This window comes from Actinomadura sp. 1N219 (genome assembly GCF_044326405.1).
Lineage (GTDB): Bacteria > Actinomycetota > Actinomycetes > Streptosporangiales > Streptosporangiaceae > Spirillospora.
The window spans coordinates 64,184-83,062 of sequence record NZ_JBIRAY010000014.1 but is presented as its reverse complement, the minus strand read 5'-3'; the positions used below and the strand labels follow the sequence as shown (position 1 = coordinate 83,062).

18 protein-coding genes are annotated in these 18,879 nt (G+C 68.7%); 8 read left to right on the top strand and 10 right to left on the bottom strand.

The window, feature by feature from the left end:
- Window positions 1-254 precede the first annotated feature (254 nt).
- The gene (locus ACH35V_RS34215) at window positions 255-4,400 is read left to right on the top strand and encodes a Pls/PosA family non-ribosomal peptide synthetase (protein WP_395978990.1); all 4,146 of its coding nucleotides are present in this window, start codon (window positions 255-257) and stop codon (window positions 4,398-4,400) included.
- On the opposite strand, the gene ACH35V_RS34210 is transcribed toward ACH35V_RS34215, so the two are convergent.
- Window positions 4,397-5,362, bottom strand: a complete 966-nt coding sequence (locus ACH35V_RS34210; protein WP_395978988.1) for a LysR family transcriptional regulator — start codon at window positions 5,360-5,362, stop codon at window positions 4,397-4,399. The two genes, ACH35V_RS34215 and ACH35V_RS34210, sit on opposite strands and share 4 nt — an antisense overlap.
- 186 nt (window positions 5,363-5,548) lie before the next feature.
- Here ACH35V_RS34210 and ACH35V_RS34205 point away from each other — a divergent pair, with 186 nt between their 5' ends.
- Together ACH35V_RS34205 and ACH35V_RS34200 are read left to right on the top strand one after the other, a co-directional pair.
- On the top strand, window positions 5,549-6,547 hold the full coding sequence (locus ACH35V_RS34205; RefSeq protein WP_395978986.1) for a M64 family metallopeptidase: 999 nt from the start codon (window positions 5,549-5,551) through the stop codon (window positions 6,545-6,547).
- Between the two features lie 62 nt (window positions 6,548-6,609).
- Window positions 6,610-7,728 (top strand): acetamidase/formamidase family protein, encoded by a 1,119-nt coding sequence (locus ACH35V_RS34200; RefSeq protein WP_395978984.1) that lies wholly within the window; start codon window positions 6,610-6,612, stop codon window positions 7,726-7,728.
- On the opposite strand, the gene ACH35V_RS34195 is transcribed toward ACH35V_RS34200, so the two are convergent.
- Complete coding sequence (locus ACH35V_RS34195) at window positions 7,718-8,545, bottom strand: alpha/beta fold hydrolase (protein WP_395978982.1); 828 nt, start codon at window positions 8,543-8,545, stop codon at window positions 7,718-7,720. The two genes, ACH35V_RS34200 and ACH35V_RS34195, sit on opposite strands and share 11 nt — an antisense overlap.
- A 249-nt stretch (window positions 8,546-8,794) precedes the next feature.
- Between ACH35V_RS34195 and ACH35V_RS34190 the strand changes: the two genes are divergently transcribed.
- The 5 genes from ACH35V_RS34190 to ACH35V_RS34170 are packed head-to-tail and all read left to right on the top strand — an operon-like array spanning window position 8,795 to window position 13,623.
- Entirely contained in the window at window positions 8,795-9,163 is a 369-nt protein-coding gene (locus tag ACH35V_RS34190; RefSeq protein ID WP_395978980.1) for a Rieske (2Fe-2S) protein, read from the top strand.
- Window positions 9,150-9,500 carry a hypothetical protein gene (locus ACH35V_RS34185; RefSeq protein WP_395978978.1) on the top strand — a complete coding sequence of 117 codons (351 nt, stop codon included), beginning with the start codon at window positions 9,150-9,152 and terminating at the stop codon, window positions 9,498-9,500. Before ACH35V_RS34190 ends, ACH35V_RS34185 begins: the two co-directional genes overlap by 14 nt.
- Window positions 9,497-10,720 (top strand): amidohydrolase family protein, encoded by a 1,224-nt coding sequence (locus tag ACH35V_RS34180; RefSeq protein WP_395978976.1) that lies wholly within the window; start codon window positions 9,497-9,499, stop codon window positions 10,718-10,720. Before ACH35V_RS34185 ends, ACH35V_RS34180 begins: the two co-directional genes overlap by 4 nt.
- A complete protein-coding gene (locus tag ACH35V_RS34175) occupies window positions 10,720-12,432 on the top strand; it encodes a thiamine pyrophosphate-requiring protein (RefSeq protein WP_395978974.1) in 1,713 nt (570 codons plus the stop codon). The genes ACH35V_RS34180 and ACH35V_RS34175 overlap by 1 nt, the downstream gene beginning before the upstream one ends.
- Window positions 12,433-12,435: 3 nt before the next feature.
- On the top strand, window positions 12,436-13,623 hold the full coding sequence (locus tag ACH35V_RS34170; RefSeq protein ID WP_395978972.1) for an alpha-hydroxy acid oxidase: 1,188 nt from the start codon (window positions 12,436-12,438) through the stop codon (window positions 13,621-13,623).
- On the opposite strand, the gene ACH35V_RS34165 is transcribed toward ACH35V_RS34170, so the two are convergent.
- The 8 genes from ACH35V_RS34165 to ACH35V_RS34130 form a co-directional block, all read right to left on the bottom strand.
- Window positions 13,591-13,806 (bottom strand): hypothetical protein, encoded by a 216-nt coding sequence (locus ACH35V_RS34165; protein ID WP_395978970.1) that lies wholly within the window; start codon window positions 13,804-13,806, stop codon window positions 13,591-13,593. The genes ACH35V_RS34170 and ACH35V_RS34165 overlap by 33 nt on opposite strands.
- 40 nt (window positions 13,807-13,846) lie before the next feature.
- On the bottom strand, window positions 13,847-14,728 hold the full coding sequence (locus ACH35V_RS34160) for a phosphotransferase family protein (RefSeq protein WP_395978968.1): 882 nt from the start codon (window positions 14,726-14,728) through the stop codon (window positions 13,847-13,849).
- Window positions 14,725-15,195 carry a glycine-rich domain-containing protein gene (locus tag ACH35V_RS34155; protein WP_395978966.1) on the bottom strand — a complete coding sequence of 157 codons (471 nt, stop codon included), beginning with the start codon at window positions 15,193-15,195 and terminating at the stop codon, window positions 14,725-14,727. Before ACH35V_RS34155 ends, ACH35V_RS34160 begins: the two co-directional genes overlap by 4 nt.
- Before the next feature lie 127 nt (window positions 15,196-15,322).
- Window positions 15,323-16,126 (bottom strand): helix-turn-helix domain-containing protein, encoded by an 804-nt coding sequence (locus ACH35V_RS34150; protein ID WP_395978964.1) that lies wholly within the window; start codon window positions 16,124-16,126, stop codon window positions 15,323-15,325.
- 53 nt (window positions 16,127-16,179) lie between these two features.
- A complete protein-coding gene (locus ACH35V_RS34145; RefSeq protein ID WP_395978962.1) occupies window positions 16,180-16,698 on the bottom strand; it encodes a DUF6879 family protein in 519 nt (172 codons plus the stop codon).
- Window positions 16,667-16,924: a hypothetical protein gene (locus ACH35V_RS34140; protein WP_395978960.1), complete on the bottom strand. Its 258-nt coding sequence runs from the start codon at window positions 16,922-16,924 to the stop codon at window positions 16,667-16,669. The genes ACH35V_RS34145 and ACH35V_RS34140 overlap by 32 nt, the downstream gene beginning before the upstream one ends.
- A 206-nt stretch (window positions 16,925-17,130) precedes the next feature.
- Window positions 17,131-17,550, bottom strand: a complete 420-nt coding sequence (locus ACH35V_RS34135; protein WP_395978958.1) for a DUF2809 domain-containing protein — start codon at window positions 17,548-17,550, stop codon at window positions 17,131-17,133.
- 223 nt (window positions 17,551-17,773) lie between these two features.
- Window positions 17,774-18,787 carry a sigma-70 family RNA polymerase sigma factor gene (locus tag ACH35V_RS34130; protein ID WP_395978956.1) on the bottom strand — a complete coding sequence of 338 codons (1,014 nt, stop codon included), beginning with the start codon at window positions 18,785-18,787 and terminating at the stop codon, window positions 17,774-17,776.
- Window positions 18,788-18,879 lie beyond the last annotated feature (92 nt).

Below are 18,879 nucleotides of genomic sequence, written 5' to 3'. Positions count from 1 at the left end.
CGCCGGCGTCCAGCCTCGACGCGTTCGCCGTGGCAGCGGCCGTGACAGTACAGTCAATGAAACGTTTAAAACCGTGTCATTGCATTGTCAATGGAAATTCGTGCCAGCCTGTTCGCTGGCCGCCTCTGGTCAGAGACTTTAGCTACTCAATGGTTCGGTTAGATCATCTTTCGGTCCCTGACATCTCATCTTGCGGGCTCTGACTCGACCCCGGATGCGATTCGAGCGAATTAATCTGCCTGGGCGGAGCGAAGATGACGACAGAAACCGGTGACCGGACGCTCGCCGTCCCCGGAGAGACGGCGCGGGAGATCACCGCTGATCACGTCCTGGTCGCCGCGGGGCATCCGCGGGACATCCGCTGGCGGGCCGGCGAACGCTTTGAGCACCTGTTCGAGGAGAGGTGCGACCGGCTCCGGGACGAGGGCCGGGGCGGCCATCCCGCCGTCGACGCCGGCGACCTCGTCCTGACCTTCGGCGAATTGGACGAGCGCGCCAACCGGCTGGCCCGCCACCTGCTGGCGGAGGGGGTGCGTCCCGGCGACCGGATCGGGCTGCTGTTCGACGACGCCGTGCACTCCTACGCGGCGACGCTCGCCGTCCTCAAGGTCAACGCGGTGTTCGTGCCGCTCGACGCCGGCTACCCGCCGGAGCGGTTGTCGTACATCGTGGCTGACGCGGGCGTGCGGACCGTCCTGTCCCTGTCGCATCTGCGCGAGCATTTGCGGCAGGCCGGCGCGGACGTGTTGTGCGTCGACGAGGCTGCGGCACTGGTCGACGCGCTACCCGGCCACCGCCTCACCGACGCCGAGAAGGGCCTCCCGGCGGACGACCTGTGCTACATCGTCTACACGTCCGGCTCGACGGGACGCCCCAAGGGCGTGGCGATCGAGCATGCCGCCATCTGCAACTTCGTCCGCGTCGCCGTCGAGGTCTACGGGATCCTTCCGGTGGACCGCATGTACCAGGGCATGACGATCGCCTTCGACTTCTCCGTCGAGGAGATCTGGGTGCCGCTGATCTCGGGCGCGACCCTCGTCCCGAAGCCGAGCGGGTCGGTGCTGGTCGGCGCCGACCTGCTGGACTTCATGCGGGCGCGGCGGATCACCGCGCTGTGCTGCGTCCCGACGCTCCTGGCGACGCTGGACGAGGACCTTCCGGGCCTGCGCTTCCTGCTGGTGTCGGGCGAGGCGTGCCCGCAGGACCTCGTCGCCCGGTGGCACCGGCCTGGCCGCCGGTTCCTCAACGTGTACGGGCCGACCGAGGCGACCGTCACCGCGACGTGGACGCCGCTCGACCCGGACCGCGCGGTGACGATCGGCGTCCCGCTGCCCACCTACTCCGTCGTCATCCTGGACCCGGACGAGGACAGGGCGCTGCCACCGGGCGAACCGGGCGAGATCGGCATCGCGGGCATCGGGCTGGCGCGCGGCTACGTGAACCGCGACGACCTCACCGCGCGTCGGTTCGTCCGCGACTTCATCGGCATCGAGGACAACCCGTCCGGCCGGATCTACCGCACCGGCGACCTGGGCCGGATCAGCGGCTACGGCGAGATCGAGTACCACGGCCGCATCGACACCCAGGTCAAGATCAAGGGGTACCGGATCGAGCTGACGGAGATCGAGTCGGTGCTGTCGCAGACGCCCGAGGTCGCGCAGGTGGTCGTCGGCACCCACGAGCCCGAGCCGGGCGTGACCGAGCTCGTCGCCTACTTCACGCGACGGAACCGCGACACGCCACTGGATCGCGACCGGCTTCGCGCGCAGGCCCGGCAGCACCTGCCGGGCTACATGGTTCCGGCGTATTTCGAGGAACTCGACGCCATCCCGATGCTGCCGAGCGACAAGGCCGACCGCGGGCGGCTGCCTCCGCCGAAGGCGCCGCGCAGGCAGGCCGCGTCCAACGGCCACCTCGCGCCGGAGACCGCGACGGAGCGGGAGCTGGCCGACGCGCTGGCCGGCGTGCTGCGGCTGGAACGCGTGTCGGCCGACAGCCATTTCTTCGACGATCTGGGGGCCGACTCGCTGCTGATGGCGCGGTTCTGCACCGCCGTCCGGGAGCGGACCGACCTGCCGGTGTCGATGCTGGACGTCTACCAGAACCCGGAGGTCAGGGGCCTGGCGGCGGTGCTGGCCGAACGGGCGCCCGCGCATCCGCCCCCGAACCCGGAGACGGAGACGGCCGCGCCCGCCGGGCGATCGGCATCCCCGGAGGCGACCCGGCCGGGGGCGCGGAAGCGTGCCCGCGAGTACGTGGTCTGCGGCGCCCTGCAGTTGCTGCTGTTCCTCGCGACGGTCTACGCGGGCGCCACGGTCGGCGCCGCCGGATACGGCTGGACGTCCGGCGCCACCGGCCTCGCCGACCTTTACCTGCGGAGCGCGGCGTCCGGGTGCGCGTTCTTCGCGTTCATGTGCGCGCTGCCCGTCCTGGCGAAATGGGCGCTCATCGGCCGCTGGAAACCGCGGCGCATCCGCGTGTGGAGCCTCGGCTACGTCCGCTTCTGGACGGTCAAGACCCTCATCCGGTCGAGCCCGATGACGCTCCTGGCCGGATCGCCGCTCTACAACCTCTACTTGAGGCTGCTCGGCGCGCGGATCGGCCGCGGCGCCGTGATCTTCTCCAGGACGGTCGTGTGCACCGACCTGCTCACCGTCGGCGCCGGGACGATCATCAGGGAGCGATGCGCGATGTCCGGGTACCGCGTCGACGGCGGCGTGATCCGGACGGGCGCGATCACGCTCGGGGACCGCGTCTTCGTCGGCGAGAGCACGGTCCTCGACATCGACACCGCCATGGGCGACGACACCCAGCTCGGGCACGCCTCGTCCCTGCACGCCGCGCAGGCCGTGCCCGCGGGCGAGCGCTGGCACGGCTGCCCGGCCCGTCCGACCGGCACCGGCTACCTGCCGATCCCGCCGATGAAGTGCGGCACCGCGAGGCGGTTCCGCTACGGCTTCCTGCAGCTGTTCATGCTGCTCGCGGTCACGATGCCGCTGGGATTCGTCGTCCTGGTCGGCCTGCTCACCGAGTTTCCGATGCTGGCCGAGATCATGCGCGTGGAGTCGGAGGGGCTCGGGCGCGTGTCGCTCTACCGGGACGCCGCCGCGATCTCGGGCGTGCTGTTCTTCGGCGGTCTCGTCGCGGGGCTGGCGTTCGTGCTCACCGTCCCGCGCCTGCTCGGACTCCTCGTCCGGCCCGGCAAGGTGTACCGGCTCCACGGGCGGCAGTACTGGGCGCTCATGACGACCAAGCGCGTGACCAATGTGCCGTTCTTCATGTCCCTGTTCGGCGACAGCTCCTACATCGTCGGGTACCTGCGCGCGCTCGGATACCGATTCGCGCGGCCGGTCGTCCAGACGGGCAGCAATTTCGGCACGGAACTGCAGCACCACTCCCCCACCCTGACCACCGTGGGCAGCGGGACGATGATCTCGGACGCGCTGTTCGTCGCGAACGCCGACTTCTCCAGCACGTCCTTCAGGGCGTCCGAGGTGCGGATCGGGGCGCGTAATTTCCTCGGCAACAACATCGTGTTCCCGGCGGGGGCGACGGTCGGCGACAACGTCCTCCTCGGGACGAAGGTGGCGGTGCCGATCGACGGGCCCGTCCGGGAGAACACCGGCCTGCTGGGCTCGCCGTGCTTCGAGATCCCCCGATCGGTGGAACGCGACCACGCGTTCGCCGAGTTGGAGAAGGGCGACGAGTTCCGCCGCCGGCTGTCGGCCAAGAACCGCTACAACCTCTCCACCATGGGCCTTTTCCTTCTCATCGGATGGTTCCGGGTCTTCGGGGTGACGGCCGTGTGGCTCGCCGTCGAAGACCAGCTCCGCGGAAACGCGACGGCCGCGATCGTCGCCGCCGTCCTGGCGACACTGCTGTTCACGACCGGCTACGGCGTTCTGGTCGAGCGGGCCCTGTTGCGTTTCCGTTCCCTCAAGCCGCGGTTGTGCTCGATCTACGACCCTTACTTCTGGTGGCATGAGCGCCTTTGGAAAATGGGCGGGCGGGCTCCGTTCAGCGGGACTCCGTTCAAGAACGTGGTCTGGCGCCTGCTGGGCGTCCGCATGGGCCGCCGGGTCTTCGACGACGGTTGCGCCATACCGGAGAAGACGCTGGTCACCATCGGTGACGAATGCACGCTTAACGCGGGAAGCGTCATCCAGTGCCATTCCCTCGAAGAGGGCGTCTTCAAGTCAGGCCGGACCCGGATCGGCGCCGGCGGCACGCTCGGCGTCGAGTCGTTCGTCCATTACGACGTGACGATGGGCGACGGAGCCACGCTGGAGGCCGACTCCTTCCTCATGAAGGGCGAGGAAGTCCCGCGCGGCGCAAGGTGGCTGGGAAACCCCGCCGGCCAGTCCCACCAGCCCATCGAGGCGGCCCCTGGCCCGCGCTAGCCGGACCTGGCGGCAGGCCCGCCGCGCACTGGCAGGTCGGGGTGGAGGCGGGCGGCCAGGCCGGGGACGTTCGCGGCGGCCGTCCGGTGCGCCTCGGCCGCCAGTGCGGCCAGCTCGGGGGCGCGGTCGGCGAGCGGGCCGCCGAGCCGCCAGGCGAGCAGGTGCCGCATCCACAGGGTGGGGCACGTCAGGGGGCGGACGACGACGTCCGGGCCGACCGTGAGGGTCGCCTGGCACGGGGCGACCGCGCGGCCCTCCGCCACCAGCGCGCGGATCATGTCGTGCTCGGTCATCATGTGCCGGACGCGGGGCGCGAAGCCCGCCTCCTGGCAGGCGGTGTAGAAGTACTCCGGCCATCCGGCGCCGTCCGGGGGCGTGACCAGCCAGTCCTCGCCGGCGAGCCGGGCCAGCGGCACCTCGTCGCCGGCGGCGAGCGGGTGGCCGGCGGGCAGCGCGACCGCGATCGGCTCCGTCGCGATGACGCGGACGCCGACGCTCGGACGGGCCGGCAGCTCGTGCCCCGGGTAGTCGACCAGGGTCGCCGCGTCCAGCCGCCGGGACGCCAGCAGGTCCAGCAGCAGCCGAGGCGAGTACTCGGTGTGGACGGTGATCCGGGCGCCGGGCAGCTCGAACAGCCGGTGCAGCAGCCCGGTGAGGACGGGCGTGGCGTAGCCGCCGATGCGCACGCCCGCCGCACCGGACTCGGTCTCGATGCCGGTGAGCAGCTCGTCCACGGTGACCAGGACGGACCGGGCCCGGCTCAGCACGAACAGGCCGAACGGCGTCGGGCTCACGCCCTGCCGGCCGCGGCGGAAGACCTGGCCGCCGAGGGCCGACTCGATCCGGTGGAGCCGCCCGGTCAGGGCCGGCTGGGAGACGCCGACCGCCGCGGCCGCGCGGCTCAGGCTGCCGGCGTCCGCGATCGCGCACAGCGTCCGGAGGTGGCGGAGCTCGAGCTGCACGTCACACCGCCTTCCACGCCATTGGCCCTGAAATATAGACGACGCGGAATGCCGCGGCACCGGTTCCGCCGGTTCTGCCGGACACGATCTCAGCGATCCATAAGGCGGAGATTATGAGCAACTGAGATGGGGAAAGGGCCGCCCTTTCCTCCCATACTCGGGGGACCCTCAAAGGAGGCTCCCCCCATGCATATCAGACCTCTGCTCTCCTACCTGACCTGCATAAGCGTAACGGCGTCCGCGCTGAGCGTCGTCTTCGTCACGGAACCCGCCAACGCTCAGCACGCACCGGTCCGTACCGAATGGCGAGAGGTATTCTCACCGGACGGCACCATTCGGCGACTCCGCGTCACCCGCGAAGTCCAGACCGAACCCGCGCCCCGCTCCCGGGTCGCGGCGGCCGAGGTGATCCCGATCGAGGTCAACGGGCCGAGCGAGAGCCGGTTCGACCTGGTCTTCGTCGGCGACGGCTACACCGATTCGGAGCTGAGCGCCTACGGCGGCCATGTGCGCGGCAAATTCGATGAGATCATGGCCAAGGAGCCATTCCGTTCACATCGCAAGCAGTTCAACGTGTGGCAGGTCAACGTCGTCTCGCAGCAATCCGGCGTGGACAATGACCCCACGCAGGGAATCGAGCGCGCCACCGCGCTCGACATGGGTTTCTGGTGCGCTGGAATCCAGCGGCTCCTCTGCGTCAACGAGACCAAGGCCCGGCAATACGCGGCCGCGGCCCAGGACGTCGACCAGGTCCTCGCGCTCGGCAACTCCACCACCTACGGCGGGGCGGGCGGCACCGTCGCCACCGCGTCCGGCGGAAACGCGCAGTCGGGCGAAGTCGCCATCCACGAAATGGGGCACTCGGTCGGCGGCCTCGCGGACGAGTACAGCGACGGCCAGGGCGACGTCTACCGGGGCCCGGAGCCCAGGGAACTCAACGTCTCGACCTACACGCGCGAACAGATGCGGCAGAGCCAGACCAAGTGGGCGCGCTTCCTCGGGCAGCCCACGCCCGACGGCGGCGTGATCGACACCTTCGAGGGCGGCTACTACCACCGGCGCGGCATCTACCGTCCGAGCGAGAACTCGATCATGCGGACGCTCGGCCGCGAGTTCAACCTGCCCGGCCGGGAGGCCATGATCGCCGCCTTCTACCGCGAGAAGGCCCTGCCCACCGCGGGTTGACAGCCGCGGGCGGGAGGCGGAACGCTCCGATCATCTGCGTGCCTGGTGAGGAGAGTGGCGGAATGGCCGTTCACGAGATCCGGATCGACCCCGCCAAGACCCTGCGGGAGGAGCCCGGCACCGGGCACAACCGCTGGCATCCCGGCATCCCGCCGGTGGTGCGCTGCGAGCCCGGCGACGAGGTCGTCATGGAGACGCGGGACGCGTTCGACGGGCAGTTCGGCCCGTCCAGCACGGCGGAGGCGGTCGCCGCGGCCGATCTGGGCATCGTGCACCCGCTGACCGGCCCGGTGTTCGTGGACGGCGCCGAGCCCGGCGACCTCCTGGAGGTGGAGATCCTCGACGTGGCGCCGGACGCGTTCGGGTTCACCGCGCAGGCGCCGGGGTTCGGGTTCCTGCGCGACGACTTCCCTGAGCCGTACCTCGTGCGCTGGACCATCGCGGACGGCTGGGCGACCTCGGACGACCTGCCCGGCGTCCGCATCCCCGGCGCCCCGTTCATGGGCACGATCGGCCTGCCGCCGGGCCCCGCCGCTCTCCGCCGGATCACCGCGCGGGAACAGGCGGCGCTGGACGCGGGCGGCGTCGTGATGCCGCCGTCCGCGGCGGGCGCGGTGCCGTCCGACCCGGAGATCGCCGCCACGGGGCTGCGCACCGTCCCGCCGAGGGAGCAGGGCGGGAACGTCGACATCAAGCAGCTCACCGCCGGGACCAGCCTGTTCCTCCCGGTCGACGCTCCCGGCGCACTGTTCAGCGCCGGCGACGCGCATTTCGCGCAGGGCGACGGCGAGGCGTGCGGGACGGCCATCGAAATGCGGGCGACGCTGCGAGTGCGGTTCGCCGTCCACAAGGGCGAGGCGCGCGAGAAGGGCATCACCTCCCCACGGTTCTCCCGCACCGAGTACTGGACGGCCCCGGAGTACGCGGCCCCGCGCCGGTTCTACGCCACGACCGGCATGCCGGTCAGCCGCGACGGCGGCACGGTGGTCTCGGAGGACGTGACGCTCGCCGCGCGCAACGCCCTGCACAACATGATCGACCACCTGGGGGAACGCGGCTGGACGCGGCAGCAGGCCTACGCCATCTGCAGCGTCGCCGTCGACCTCAAGATCAGCCAGCTGGTGGACGTCCCGAGCGTCCTCGTGTCCGCCTTCCTCCCCCTGGACATCTTCAGCTCTTGAGGAAGTCCAGCAGATCCTGGTTGAACCGCTCCTTGTCGCCGGGGACCAGCGCGATGCCGTGCGAGCTGCCCTCGTACACCTTGAGGACGGCGTCCGGGATGATCTCGGCGGACTTGCGGGCGGTGGCGTCGATCGGGACGATCTGGTCGTCGTCGCCGTGCACCACGAGGGTGGGGATGTCGAACCGGCGCAGATCGTCGTGGAAGTCGGTGCGCGCGAACGCGTCCACGCACTTGACGCCGGCCTGGATGTTCTCGTGCATGGCCATGAGCCAGAACGCGTCCTTGTTGCCCTGGGTGACGTTGTTGCCGGGGCGGTTGGCCGAGAAGAATCCCTCGGCGGCGTCCTTCCAGTACTGCGAGCGCTCCTTGAGGATGCCGTTCTTGATGTCCTCGAAGACCTGCTCGGGGACGCCCTCCGGGTTGCCGGGTCCCTGGATCAACAGCGGCGGGATCGCCGACAGCAGCACCGCCTTGTCGACGCGGCCGGTGCCGTGCCGCCCGATGTAGCGGGCCAGTTCGCCGCCGCCCATCGAGTGCGCCACCAGGGTGACGTGCCGCAGGTCCAGGCCGGTGATCAGGTCGTTGAGGTCGTCGGCGAAGGTGTCGAAGTCGTAGCCGTTGAACGGCTGGCTGGAGCGGCCGTGGCCGCGGCGGTCGTGGGCGATGCCGCGGAAGCCGTTCTCGGCGACCACCTTCATCTGGTCGTCCCAGGCGTCGGCGTTCAGCGGCCAGCCGTGGATGAAGACCACCGGCCGCCCTGACCCCCAGTCCTTGTAGAAGATCTGCTCGCCGTCCCGCGTGCTCACGAGTCCCATCGCGCTGCCCCCGTTTCGCCTTCGGTGTGTTCTGCCGGCTGGGCCGTCTGACCGCCACCGTCGCCGGTACCCGGCAGCCTCAACGTCAGCGCAAACAAAAGGCCCGGAAACCTTTGCCGGACGCGACGGCTCACTACCACCGGCCACCAAGGCACGCTCGGGACTCCATATCCTATCTTCAATAGAATCACCCGCTCGGGGATTGACGCCCGCCGCTGCTCTATACAATATTGATGCCGAGGTGGTGAGATGATGCACGGGCAGGTGGTGGTGGGGCGCTCGGCGGAGCTCGCCGACGGCGATCGGCTGGTCGTCGACGTCGACGGCACCGAGATCGGCGTCTTCCGGATCGACGGCGCGCTCTACGCCTACGGCAACTACTGCGTCCACGCGGGCGGCCCGGTGTGCCAGGGCATGGTCATCAACCGGGTGACGGAGCCGCTCGACGCCGAGAAGCGCAGCCTCGGGGAGGCGTTCTCCGACGACGTGCACATCGTCTGCCCCTGGCACGGCTACGAGTACGACCTGCGCACCGGCGCCCATCCCGGGGACCCGCGGGTCCGGCTGCGCGGCTACCAGGTCTTCGAGCAGGGCGGTGAGATCGTTGTCGAACTCTGACGGCCGGGCGGCGGCCGCGCTGGAGCGCCTCGTCCAGGACCTGGACGACCTGGTCGCGGCCGGTCACCGTCCCGACGACCCGGTGCGGCTGGGCGCGCTCATGACGCTCGCCGTCCGCCTCTACGCCGCCGGCTCGGCGAACCCGTACGGCCCGGCCGCGCTCGCCGAGCTGAAGCTGACGCCGACCGAGGCGTGCACGGCCGCCGCGGCCCTGCTGCACGCCCAGTCGCTCACCCCGTTCGAGTTCGGGGTCTGGTTCTCCAACAGCCGCGTCGACGCCACGAGACGACAGGAGCAAGGACAGGGGCAGGGGCAGGACGGACAGGAGCAGAGATGACGACCGACCCGCGGGTGAAGACCCTCACGCCGCAGTTCGACCGCTTCACCGACACCCGCGAGATGCTCGACCACGCGCGCCAGCAGTCGGTGCGGTTCGGGCTGGACGACTACTTCGTCGTCGACGTGGACTCGCATCGCGAGCCCAACGCCCACTGGCGCGAGGTCCTCGAATTCATGGAGAACCCCGTGATGAGGTCGAACTCGCTCGCCACCCTCGACGCGCGCGGCACCATGATGTACGTCCCGTACCCGGCCCCGGGCGGCTCGGGCGTCAGCTCGCAGTCGATGTTCGGCCGCGTCCCGCATCAGGACCCGCAGGCCGAGGCGGTCGAGGGCGTCACCCGGCACCGCGACATCGAGCTGTCCCGCCGCGCGATGGACGCCATCGGCATCAACGTCCAGGTCATCTTCCCGACCAGCCTGCTCGGCCTCGGCATGTCCCCGCTCGCCGAGGGCGAGGCGCAGGCCGCCTACGCCTACAACCGGTGGATGATCGAGGCGTTCTGCGCCGAGGAACCGCGCATCAAGTTCATGCCGTACCTGCCGCTGCGGTCGCCGGAGATGGCGCTGCGGATCGTCCGGGAGTTCGCTGGACGGCCGGGCGTCGTCGGGTTCCTGGTCACGAGCATCCGGTACTCGCCCGTCCACGACAACCAGTTCATGCGCCTCTACGCCGAGATCGAGGAGACGGGCCTGCCGCTCGCGTTCCACGCCGGCCCGACGTGGGACGACGACTGGATGAAGACCATGAACAGGTTCATCTCGGTGCACGCGCTGTCGTTCGTGCACTGCAACATGGTGCACCTGACCAACTGGATCATCAACGGGCTGCCCGAGCGCTTCCCGCGATTGAAGGTCATCTGGGTGGAGAGCGGCGTGGCATGGGTGCCGTTCATGATGCAGCGCCTCGACCACGAGTACCTGAAGCGGACGTCCGAGGCGCCGCTGCTGACCCGGCTGCCGAGCGAGTACATGCGGGAGATGTACTACACGTCCCAGCCGATGGAATGCGACGACCACGACCTCCTCGAAGCGACGATGAAGGCGATCAACGCGGAGACGCAGCTCCTGTACGCGTCCGACTGGCCGCACTGGGACTTCGACCTCCCGAGCTCGATCCTCGGCATGCGGTTCCTGGACGCCAAGGCCAAACGCAACATCCTGGGCCTCAACGCCGCACGCCTCTTCAACCTCACCGAAGGCCCGGGCACCGGCTGATGGGGCGGACGAGGCGGTTCGCGGCCGAGACGGTCGCCGAGGCATACCTCGCGCTGCTGAAGAACCGCGGGATCGACCGCCTCTTCGTGAACGCCGGAACGGACTTCGCCCCGATCGTCGAGGCGTACGCGCGGCGTCCGGCGTCGGGCCTCGACCTGCCGGAGATCGTGGTCTGCGCGCACGAGAACCTCGCCGTCTCGATGGCGCACGGCGCATTTCTCGGCGACGGACGGCCGCAGGCGGTGATGCTGCACACCAGCGTCGGGACGGCGAACGCGGTGTGCGGCGTGCTCACCGCCGCCCGCAGCCGCGTCCCGCTTCTGGTCACGGCGGGGCGCACCCCACTCTTCGAGGACGGCGCGCCCGGCGCCCGCGACGCGGGCATCCACTGGGCGCAGGAGATGTACGACCAGGCGGGAATGCTCCGAGAATTCGTGAAATGGGATTACGAGCTGCGGGACGGAGTACAGATCGAGACGGTCGTGGACCGCGCACTCGACGTCGCGCACACGCAGCCGGCCGGGCCGGTGTATCTCACCCTGCCGCGCGAGGTACTGGCCCGGCCGGCGAACGGCCTCGACGCCCGCGACGGCCCCACCACCGCCCCGGCCCCCGCATCCCCGGACCCGACCGCGGTAGACCGGCTGGCCGACCACCTCGCCGGCGCCCGCCACCCGGTGATCGTCACCGCGTCAACGGGCGCCGATCCGTGTACGGCACCGCTCTTGGACGACTTGTGCCGCCGCTTCTCTATCGGCGTACTCGAATACAAGCCGCGGTATGTGAACGTCCCGTCCGGGAATCCGCTGCACCAGGGCTACGACCTCAACCCGGCGCTCACCGAGGCGGACGTCCTCTGCTTCCTGGACGTCGACGTCCCCTGGACACCCGTTTCGGCGGAGCCACGAGACGAGACGGTCGTCGTCCAATGCGGCCCCGATCCGCACTTCACCGCGTACCCGATCCGCGGCCACCGCTCCGACCTGTCCATCGTCACGAACACCCGAAGCCTGCTGACCGCCCTGACCTCCGCCCTCTCCGATCGGACGACCGCGATCGACCCCGACCGCCGCGCCCGCCTCACCGAGACGGCGCGCCGGAACCGCGAAAGCCGCCAGTTGACACTCGACACCGCCACCCGCTCACGAGGCCCGATCGACAAGACGTTCATGAACTGGGCGCTGGCCCAGGTGAGACCATCCGACAGTGTGATCGTCAACGAGTACTGGGCACGCCCCGAGTTCCTAACCGACCTGGAGCCGGGCAGCTTCTTCGGCACACCACCCGCAGGCGGTCTCGGCTGGGGACTCCCGGCGGCGCTGGGCGTCCGCCTAGCGAGACCCGACCGAACCGTCATCGCGACGGTCGGCGACGGCTCCTACATGTTCGCCAACCCGGCCGCGTGCCACCATGCCATGCAGGCCCACAACCTGCCGCTCCTGACCATCATCGCCACCAACGACCGCTGGGCCGCAGTCCAGAACTCCGCACTGACCATGTATCCCGATGGCCATGCCGCCGCCTCCGCCGACGAGATCAGCACATTCGCGCGCCTGGACCCCGTACCCGCCTTCGAGAAATACGCGGAGGCGTCCGGCGGCTACGGCGAGCACGTCACCGAGCGCGCCGACCTCGTCCCGGCCCTACGACGCGGGCTCCAGGCGGTTCGCGAGGACGGACGGCACGCGCTCATCAACGTCCACTGCTCCTGAACAATGCACGCATTCGGATTCGGCCTTCACCCCCGGCGTCCCTCACCGCTGCTGAACGTCGACGACTACCAGCGCGCGGCCCGCCGCCGTTTGCCCGCAATGGTCCGCGAATACATCGACGGCGGCGCCGACGACCTGGCCACACTCGCCGCCAACCGGGCGGCCTTCGCGCGCTGGGAGTTCCGCCCCCGCATCCTCACGGGAAACCAGACCCCAGACCTGGCGACCACCGTCGCAGGAATCGACCTCGACCTGCCCGTATTGCTAGCGCCGGTCGGCCTCTCCGGCCTGGCGCACTGGCGCGGCGACGTCGCCGCCGCCCGCGCGGCCGAACGCCAAGGCACCCGCCACATCCTGAGCACCGCATCGTCCTGGACGATCGAAGAGGTCGCCGCCGCCACCGCCAAGGGCCATTTCTTCCAGCTCTATCCCCATTCCGGCGAAACGGCCGCCACCCTCATGAAACGCGCCTGGAACGCCGGCAACCGGATGATGATGGTGACCGCCGACTATCCCGTCCGCGGAAACCGCGAGGGCGAACGCCGCACCGGCATGGGCCCACCCCCAGTCCTCACGCCGTTCCAGGCACTACGCCTGTGCCGCCACCGATCCTGGACGTACCAAGCCCTCCGCCACGGCCGCATCCCCGCCCGCAACCTAGTAGAGGGCACCGGAGTCTCCGCCGCCGTCCGCTCAGTTCAAATCCAAGAACGCCACCTGAGCCAGTCAACGCTCAACTGGGACGACCTGGCCTGGCTGCGCGACAGTTGGCAAGGCCGCTTCTACCTCAAAGGCGTCCTGACCCCCGAAGACGCCGAAAAGGCCACCACTCTCGGCCTGGACGGCATAGTCGTCTCGAACCACGGCGGCCGCCAACTAGATTTCTCCCCCGCGACACTAGACGTCCTCCCCGATATCGTCGCCGCCGCCGGAAACACCGAAATCCTCCTGGACGGCGGCATCCGCCGCGGAACCGACGTAGTCAAGGCCCTAGCCCTAGGCGCCCGCGCCGTCCTAATCGGCCGCCCCTACATCTACGGCCTAACCGTAGCCGGCGAAGAGGGCGTGACCCAGATCCTAGAAATCTTCAAAACCGAAATCGAACGCACCCTAACCCTCCTAGGCGCCCCGTCCATCCACGCCCTAACCCCCACCCACCTACGCCCCCACCCACCGCCCTCGGCCAGATGACCACACGCCGCACGCCCGCCCGGCGCCGATACTGCGCCGCGGCCCGGACCAGCAACGCACCGGGACGCCCCAGATCAGCGGGGTCATGACCAGGTTGAACCAGCCCGTGGCATCGGTGTGGGTCGCGCCGAGGCCGGTCTCGTCCACCAGCCCCACCACGACGGCCAGCTTGATCACCAGCACGGCGAACGGATAGAACGCCTGGAGTCCCGCCGTGCACCCGTCACCGCGCTCGGAAGGCGACCCAGGTGCGGCCCGCCTGCGCAGCCCTGGCCCTAAAACCGCGCGCCTCTCGCGGGCCGTACAGAGACCCGTACTCGCGGAACATCGTCCACAGCGCGCCAAGCCCAGTGACCACGTCGGCCGGAGCAGCCTTCCACCCGGGGTGCACCGCGACGAGCGCCTCTGCTTGCGCCGGGGTGTGCCCCGCCGCGATCAGCCGGGGGACGAACAGCGCGGCATCGATCCACGCCTGCCCACGACAGGCGAACGACCAGTCGATCACGTAGATCTCCCGCCCGTCGCTCAGAAGGTTCCCCGCATGCAGGTCGTAGTGCAGCAGGGTCTCTCCCTCCAGCGATCCCACGGATAGTGCCGCGATCGCCTCGGCGTACATGCCCCACTGAGGCCCGTCGAGCTTTCTAGCCACTAGCGTGGCGGCCCTCTCCTGGAGCATCTCAAGGTTCACGGCGACGCTCGGAAGAGCGCCGCCAGCCCCGCCAAGTTGCGAGAGAGCGTCGAGCACACCGGGCAGGTCCGACGAGTCGGGCGAGAGGTCAGCGTTCCGAGCACCCTCAATGAACTCGAACAAGAGCAGCACCCACCCTCCGGCATCACCCGACCACAGCATCCGCGGAGCCGGGACGCTCGGCGCAAGCGCAAGATTGGCCGCACGCTCACGCAGGTAGGGCCTGACGGCATGGTCGTCGGCCGGGATGCCCTTGAGGAAAACGCTGCCCCAGCCATCGGTGTACAGCCTCGCCGCCACTCCTGGCATGAGGCCGCGCTCTGCCGGCTCGACCTCAAGCACCGTCCCGCACCGTTCCTCAACAGCCGCCCGCGCCGCGCCAGAAAGGTCGTCCCACACATGCCTACGCACGCTCATACGGTCCTCGGGGAGTCGTGACAGCCCTGATGACACTGACTGCAGTCACCCGCCGACGCCCAGAGGTCGATGTCCACCGGCAGACTTGCCGCCCGCATCGCTTCCACCGTGGTGCCGATGGAGGCTGCCTCACCATCGGCCGTCCCATCAGAGGTGTGGTTGTCGTTGGGCGTGTGGTGGATAAAGCGTCCCGCCACGCGGTGGCAGAACTCGGCGTACTCACGGGTGTAGAGGACGAACGTGTGCCATCCCACGTCCACAGTCCGCGACGGGGCCAGTCCGGCACCTGGGTTGAGTGCGCACGCCTTGAGGAAGGCCAGCGTCTGACTCAGAAGGCGTTCTGCGTCCTTGCCGCTCAAGTGCTGTTCGTGGACGATCCGGTCCACGAGCCGACGGAACAGATCAGGGCTGATCAACCCTTCGGGCTCGGTGATGGACGGCGTGGGCTGCTCTGCCGTGATGGTCACAGTCACCCTCCTGGTCGGTTGACGCGGGGCTTCACGCCGCCGGGTCTGAGAGTTCGAGTTCGTGACAAGGACGCTAGAAAGTCGTCCGTCAACCGCGCCAGATCCTTGCGGCAACTTGCACACGACCTCAGAGTGCAGCGATCGCCGCAGTGATCAGCCGACGGGCCTCCTCGCCGCGGACGGCCATCGAGGACAGTTCAGAGAACGTCCTGCGATAGAGGTCCAGTTCGCCCGTCTGCCGCACCGTGATCTTCGCGGAGACGGTCTCCATGACGACCTGCATCCCGTCCAGGATCCAGAAACCCTCGACCGGCCATATGGTCCGAAAAACGGAGAACGGAACTATCCCGAACGAAACCGACGGCAAGGCCATCACATTGAGCAGATGGCCGAGTTGGCCCGCCATTATTTCGGAATCACCAATGTTGGTACGCAATACGGACTCCTCGATCACTACCGCGAAGCGTCGGTCACCCGCATGGAGCAGGCGCTCACGTCCCACCCGCGCCAGCGCCGCGTTGTCGGCATCATCCGGTATTGAGAAGAAGTCGGCTATCCGTGTGAGCAACGCCCCGGCGTAACCCTGCGTCTGAAAGAAGCCCGGAACGACTCCGGGCTCGTAGATCCGGAAATTTGACGTCTGCTCCCACAGCGGAATCACGGCGTCCTGAAGCCGCTTCAGGCCACCCTGCTGCATACGCCGCCACTCGACGTATGCAGAGTCGAGTTGGCGGTTCATCGAAACAAGCTCGGCCACAATCTGCTCAGTCGCACCGCACGCGACGCACCATGCCTTGATGTCAGAGTCCGCGACGGCTTGCCTGCCGCCCTGCATTCGGCTGCATTTGGACTCATGCCAGCCGCATGCGGCCGCCACGTCCCGAGCGGAGAGACCGGAATCCAGACGAATCTCTCGCAGACGGGCGGCCAAGGCGTCCCTGGCCTGCTGAACTGCAGATGAAGGGTGTTCTGGCATGGCCGTGCTCAGGAAGGCCTGTAGTCCCGGTGATCGACCGCCCGTTCCCACACGGCCGCGAATGCACCGGAGCACAACGAGACGAGCGCCGGGTCGCGGGTCACCTCATTATTGGCCCATTCGCCATCACCGGTGAAGTGGTTCCAAACGAGGACGGCGGAATCAAAGATCCAGAAATCTACGGGAGGCGTCACAAGGCCTGCGGTCAGATGACGAGGCAGCCAGCGGACCTGTTCCCCCGCTGCCAGGTTGACCAAGGAGGTGCATTCCCAGAGCCAGCGACTGTAGCGCGATAGCGGTTCGGAGACGATCCGCGCCCTCCGAACTTCGACCCCTCTCGCGACCGCCTTGCCGACTGCGGATATCCACCACTCGTCATCAGCGTCGGCTGTCACGATTCCGGTTTCAATCCACTTTGCGAAAGAGGCGTCCATCATGTAAGCGTCGCGCAACTCCAGGTGGTGGGCCGAATAATCGGCCGCGGCGAGGAGATCTTCAAACTTCTCGTTCGTCAGCGGCGTCCCCATCAAGAGCCTCCAATGCTTTCAAGATCACCGGCTTCATGCGAGCGGGAACGCGCACCGACGACTCGTTGTCGGCCGTGCGGCTGTAGGAGGAGATTTCAGCTAGGACGGCAGCATCGGTCTCCGTCCAACCTTGGAACACGATCTCGCCTCTGGCGCGGTCCACGAAGACCGCGGGAGAACCTTGGTTCTTGCTGGTGTCGTCCTTGCCGTAGAACTCCAGAGCCATGATGACCTCCGGGACGGACGCATGCGCCGACTTGCATGCACTGCACCAAGGTTCTGTCTCATCACACGCATCGTCAAGACGCCGACACCGTATCGATGCCGGGTCGCAAACGGCGGGACTGCAGACCTCGGCTACGGGTCGTAGCGTCCGGCCCGTGCTCGGGCGACGAAGGTGGCCCACGCCTGCGGGGGACGGCTATTCCACGATCATGATGTGAGGGCGGGTTCCGGGTCCGTTTGGGAACGTGCGCGAGCCCGGAGGAGCCAATGCGCAGCCACCAATGGGATGACGCCGATGAGGTACCAGGCGACATCAATGAGGTCGAACTGGGCGCCGAGCATCTGGCGGGCGAGCCAGCTGCGTTGAGAGATGGCCGCGGGTATGGGGGTGAGCTGCGCGAACTCGATGAACCAGCAGTATGCGGTCGCGGAGCTGCCCGCGGGCAGTGGCGAGATCAGCGGCCATATGAAGATCACTATCGTGTAGACGATGGCCGCGGACAAGGCAGCGCCTGAGTACTGTTCGATGGGCCCGTCCATCGCGGCGCGGATCGCGTAGGCCGCATCTGCAAAGCCCGCTGCCGATACGACCATCAGCAGCCGAGTCCAGCGCACTGCGAGCGACATCGCGCAATCATAGGTGGCAGCGCAGCCAAGGTGGCAGCTCTCGGCTCCTCAGCCTGGATGCAGGTCTCTTGCCGCCGCGATCAACGAGGCGGACGCGCTCGGGGCTGAGCTTCCCTGCGCGAAGCCGGCGCTCGGTCAGCGATCGGACGGCCGGGGTCTCGTCTGCCTCGTCGCCCAACCTTTCGTTTCTCGCGTCTGGGATACGGGCTGAAAAGCAAGGAGGTCAGTTGCAGGGAAGGGACCGCGGGAGCCCGAACCATGGAAGGACGCTGTTGTCGAAACGGGTCACGGCGCTGATCCGATCGCCGGCCAAGGTGAGGACCACGAGCCCCGTCCCACGCCGGATGCCATCGCTGCCCGAGCGCAGATAAGTACCGAATGCCGGTTGGCCGTTCGCGCGCGTAGGCACCAGGTGGTACTTCCGGTCGGCGCTCATGAGCGCGGCGTAGAACCCGGAGACGGCGTCGCGGCCGAGGTACTCGAGCGGCATCGGGGGCATGGAGACGCGAGCGTCGTCGGTGAGCAGGCCGACCAGGGCGTCGACGTCGCCGGATTCGTAGGCACGGGCGAACTTCGCCACGAGTGCCTCTTCGGCCGGTGAGGCGGGCGCAGGTGGTGAATCGTCCATCCCGCTCGGCGGGATTCGCCGGTGCAGCGTGGCGCGTGCCCGTTTGAGTGCGCTGTTGACCGAATCGACGGAAGAGTCGAGCATGTCGGCGACCTCGGCCGCCGGGTAGCCGAGCACCTCGCGCAAGATCAGGACGGCACGTTGGCGTGCCGGCAGGATCTGCAGCGCGGTGACGAACGCCAGCGAGATGGACTCTTTCTGCTCATAGCGTGCTTCCGGTCCGAGCGGCACGGCGATCGCACCGTCGAGGAGAGCGTCAGGGTAGGGCTCCAGCCACACGACTTCGCTGAGCCGGCTCGGCTCCGGCGGTTCGATCTCAGGCACATCCCACTCCTTCGCCGGGCGACGGCTGGCCGAGCGAATCGCGTTGAGGCACTGGTTCGTGGCGATCCGGTACAGCCAGGTGCGGATCGAGGCACGCGCCTCGAACCGGTCGAGTGCCCGCCACGCCGCGAGCAGCGTGTCCTGCAAGGCGTCCTCGGCGTCCTGGAACGAGCCGAGCAGCCGGTAGCAATGCATGTGCAACTCCCGGCGATGCGGCTCGGTCAGCTGCCGGAACGCCTCGCCATCGCCGGCCTGCGCCCTCGCGATCAGCTCGCTCGCTGTCACGTCTCATCCCCCACCTGGTGTGTCAGTTCTTGCCGGCCCTTCTCTGGTTCTGACACCGGGCCGGCCGAGAACTGGGCGCACCACGCCCGCCC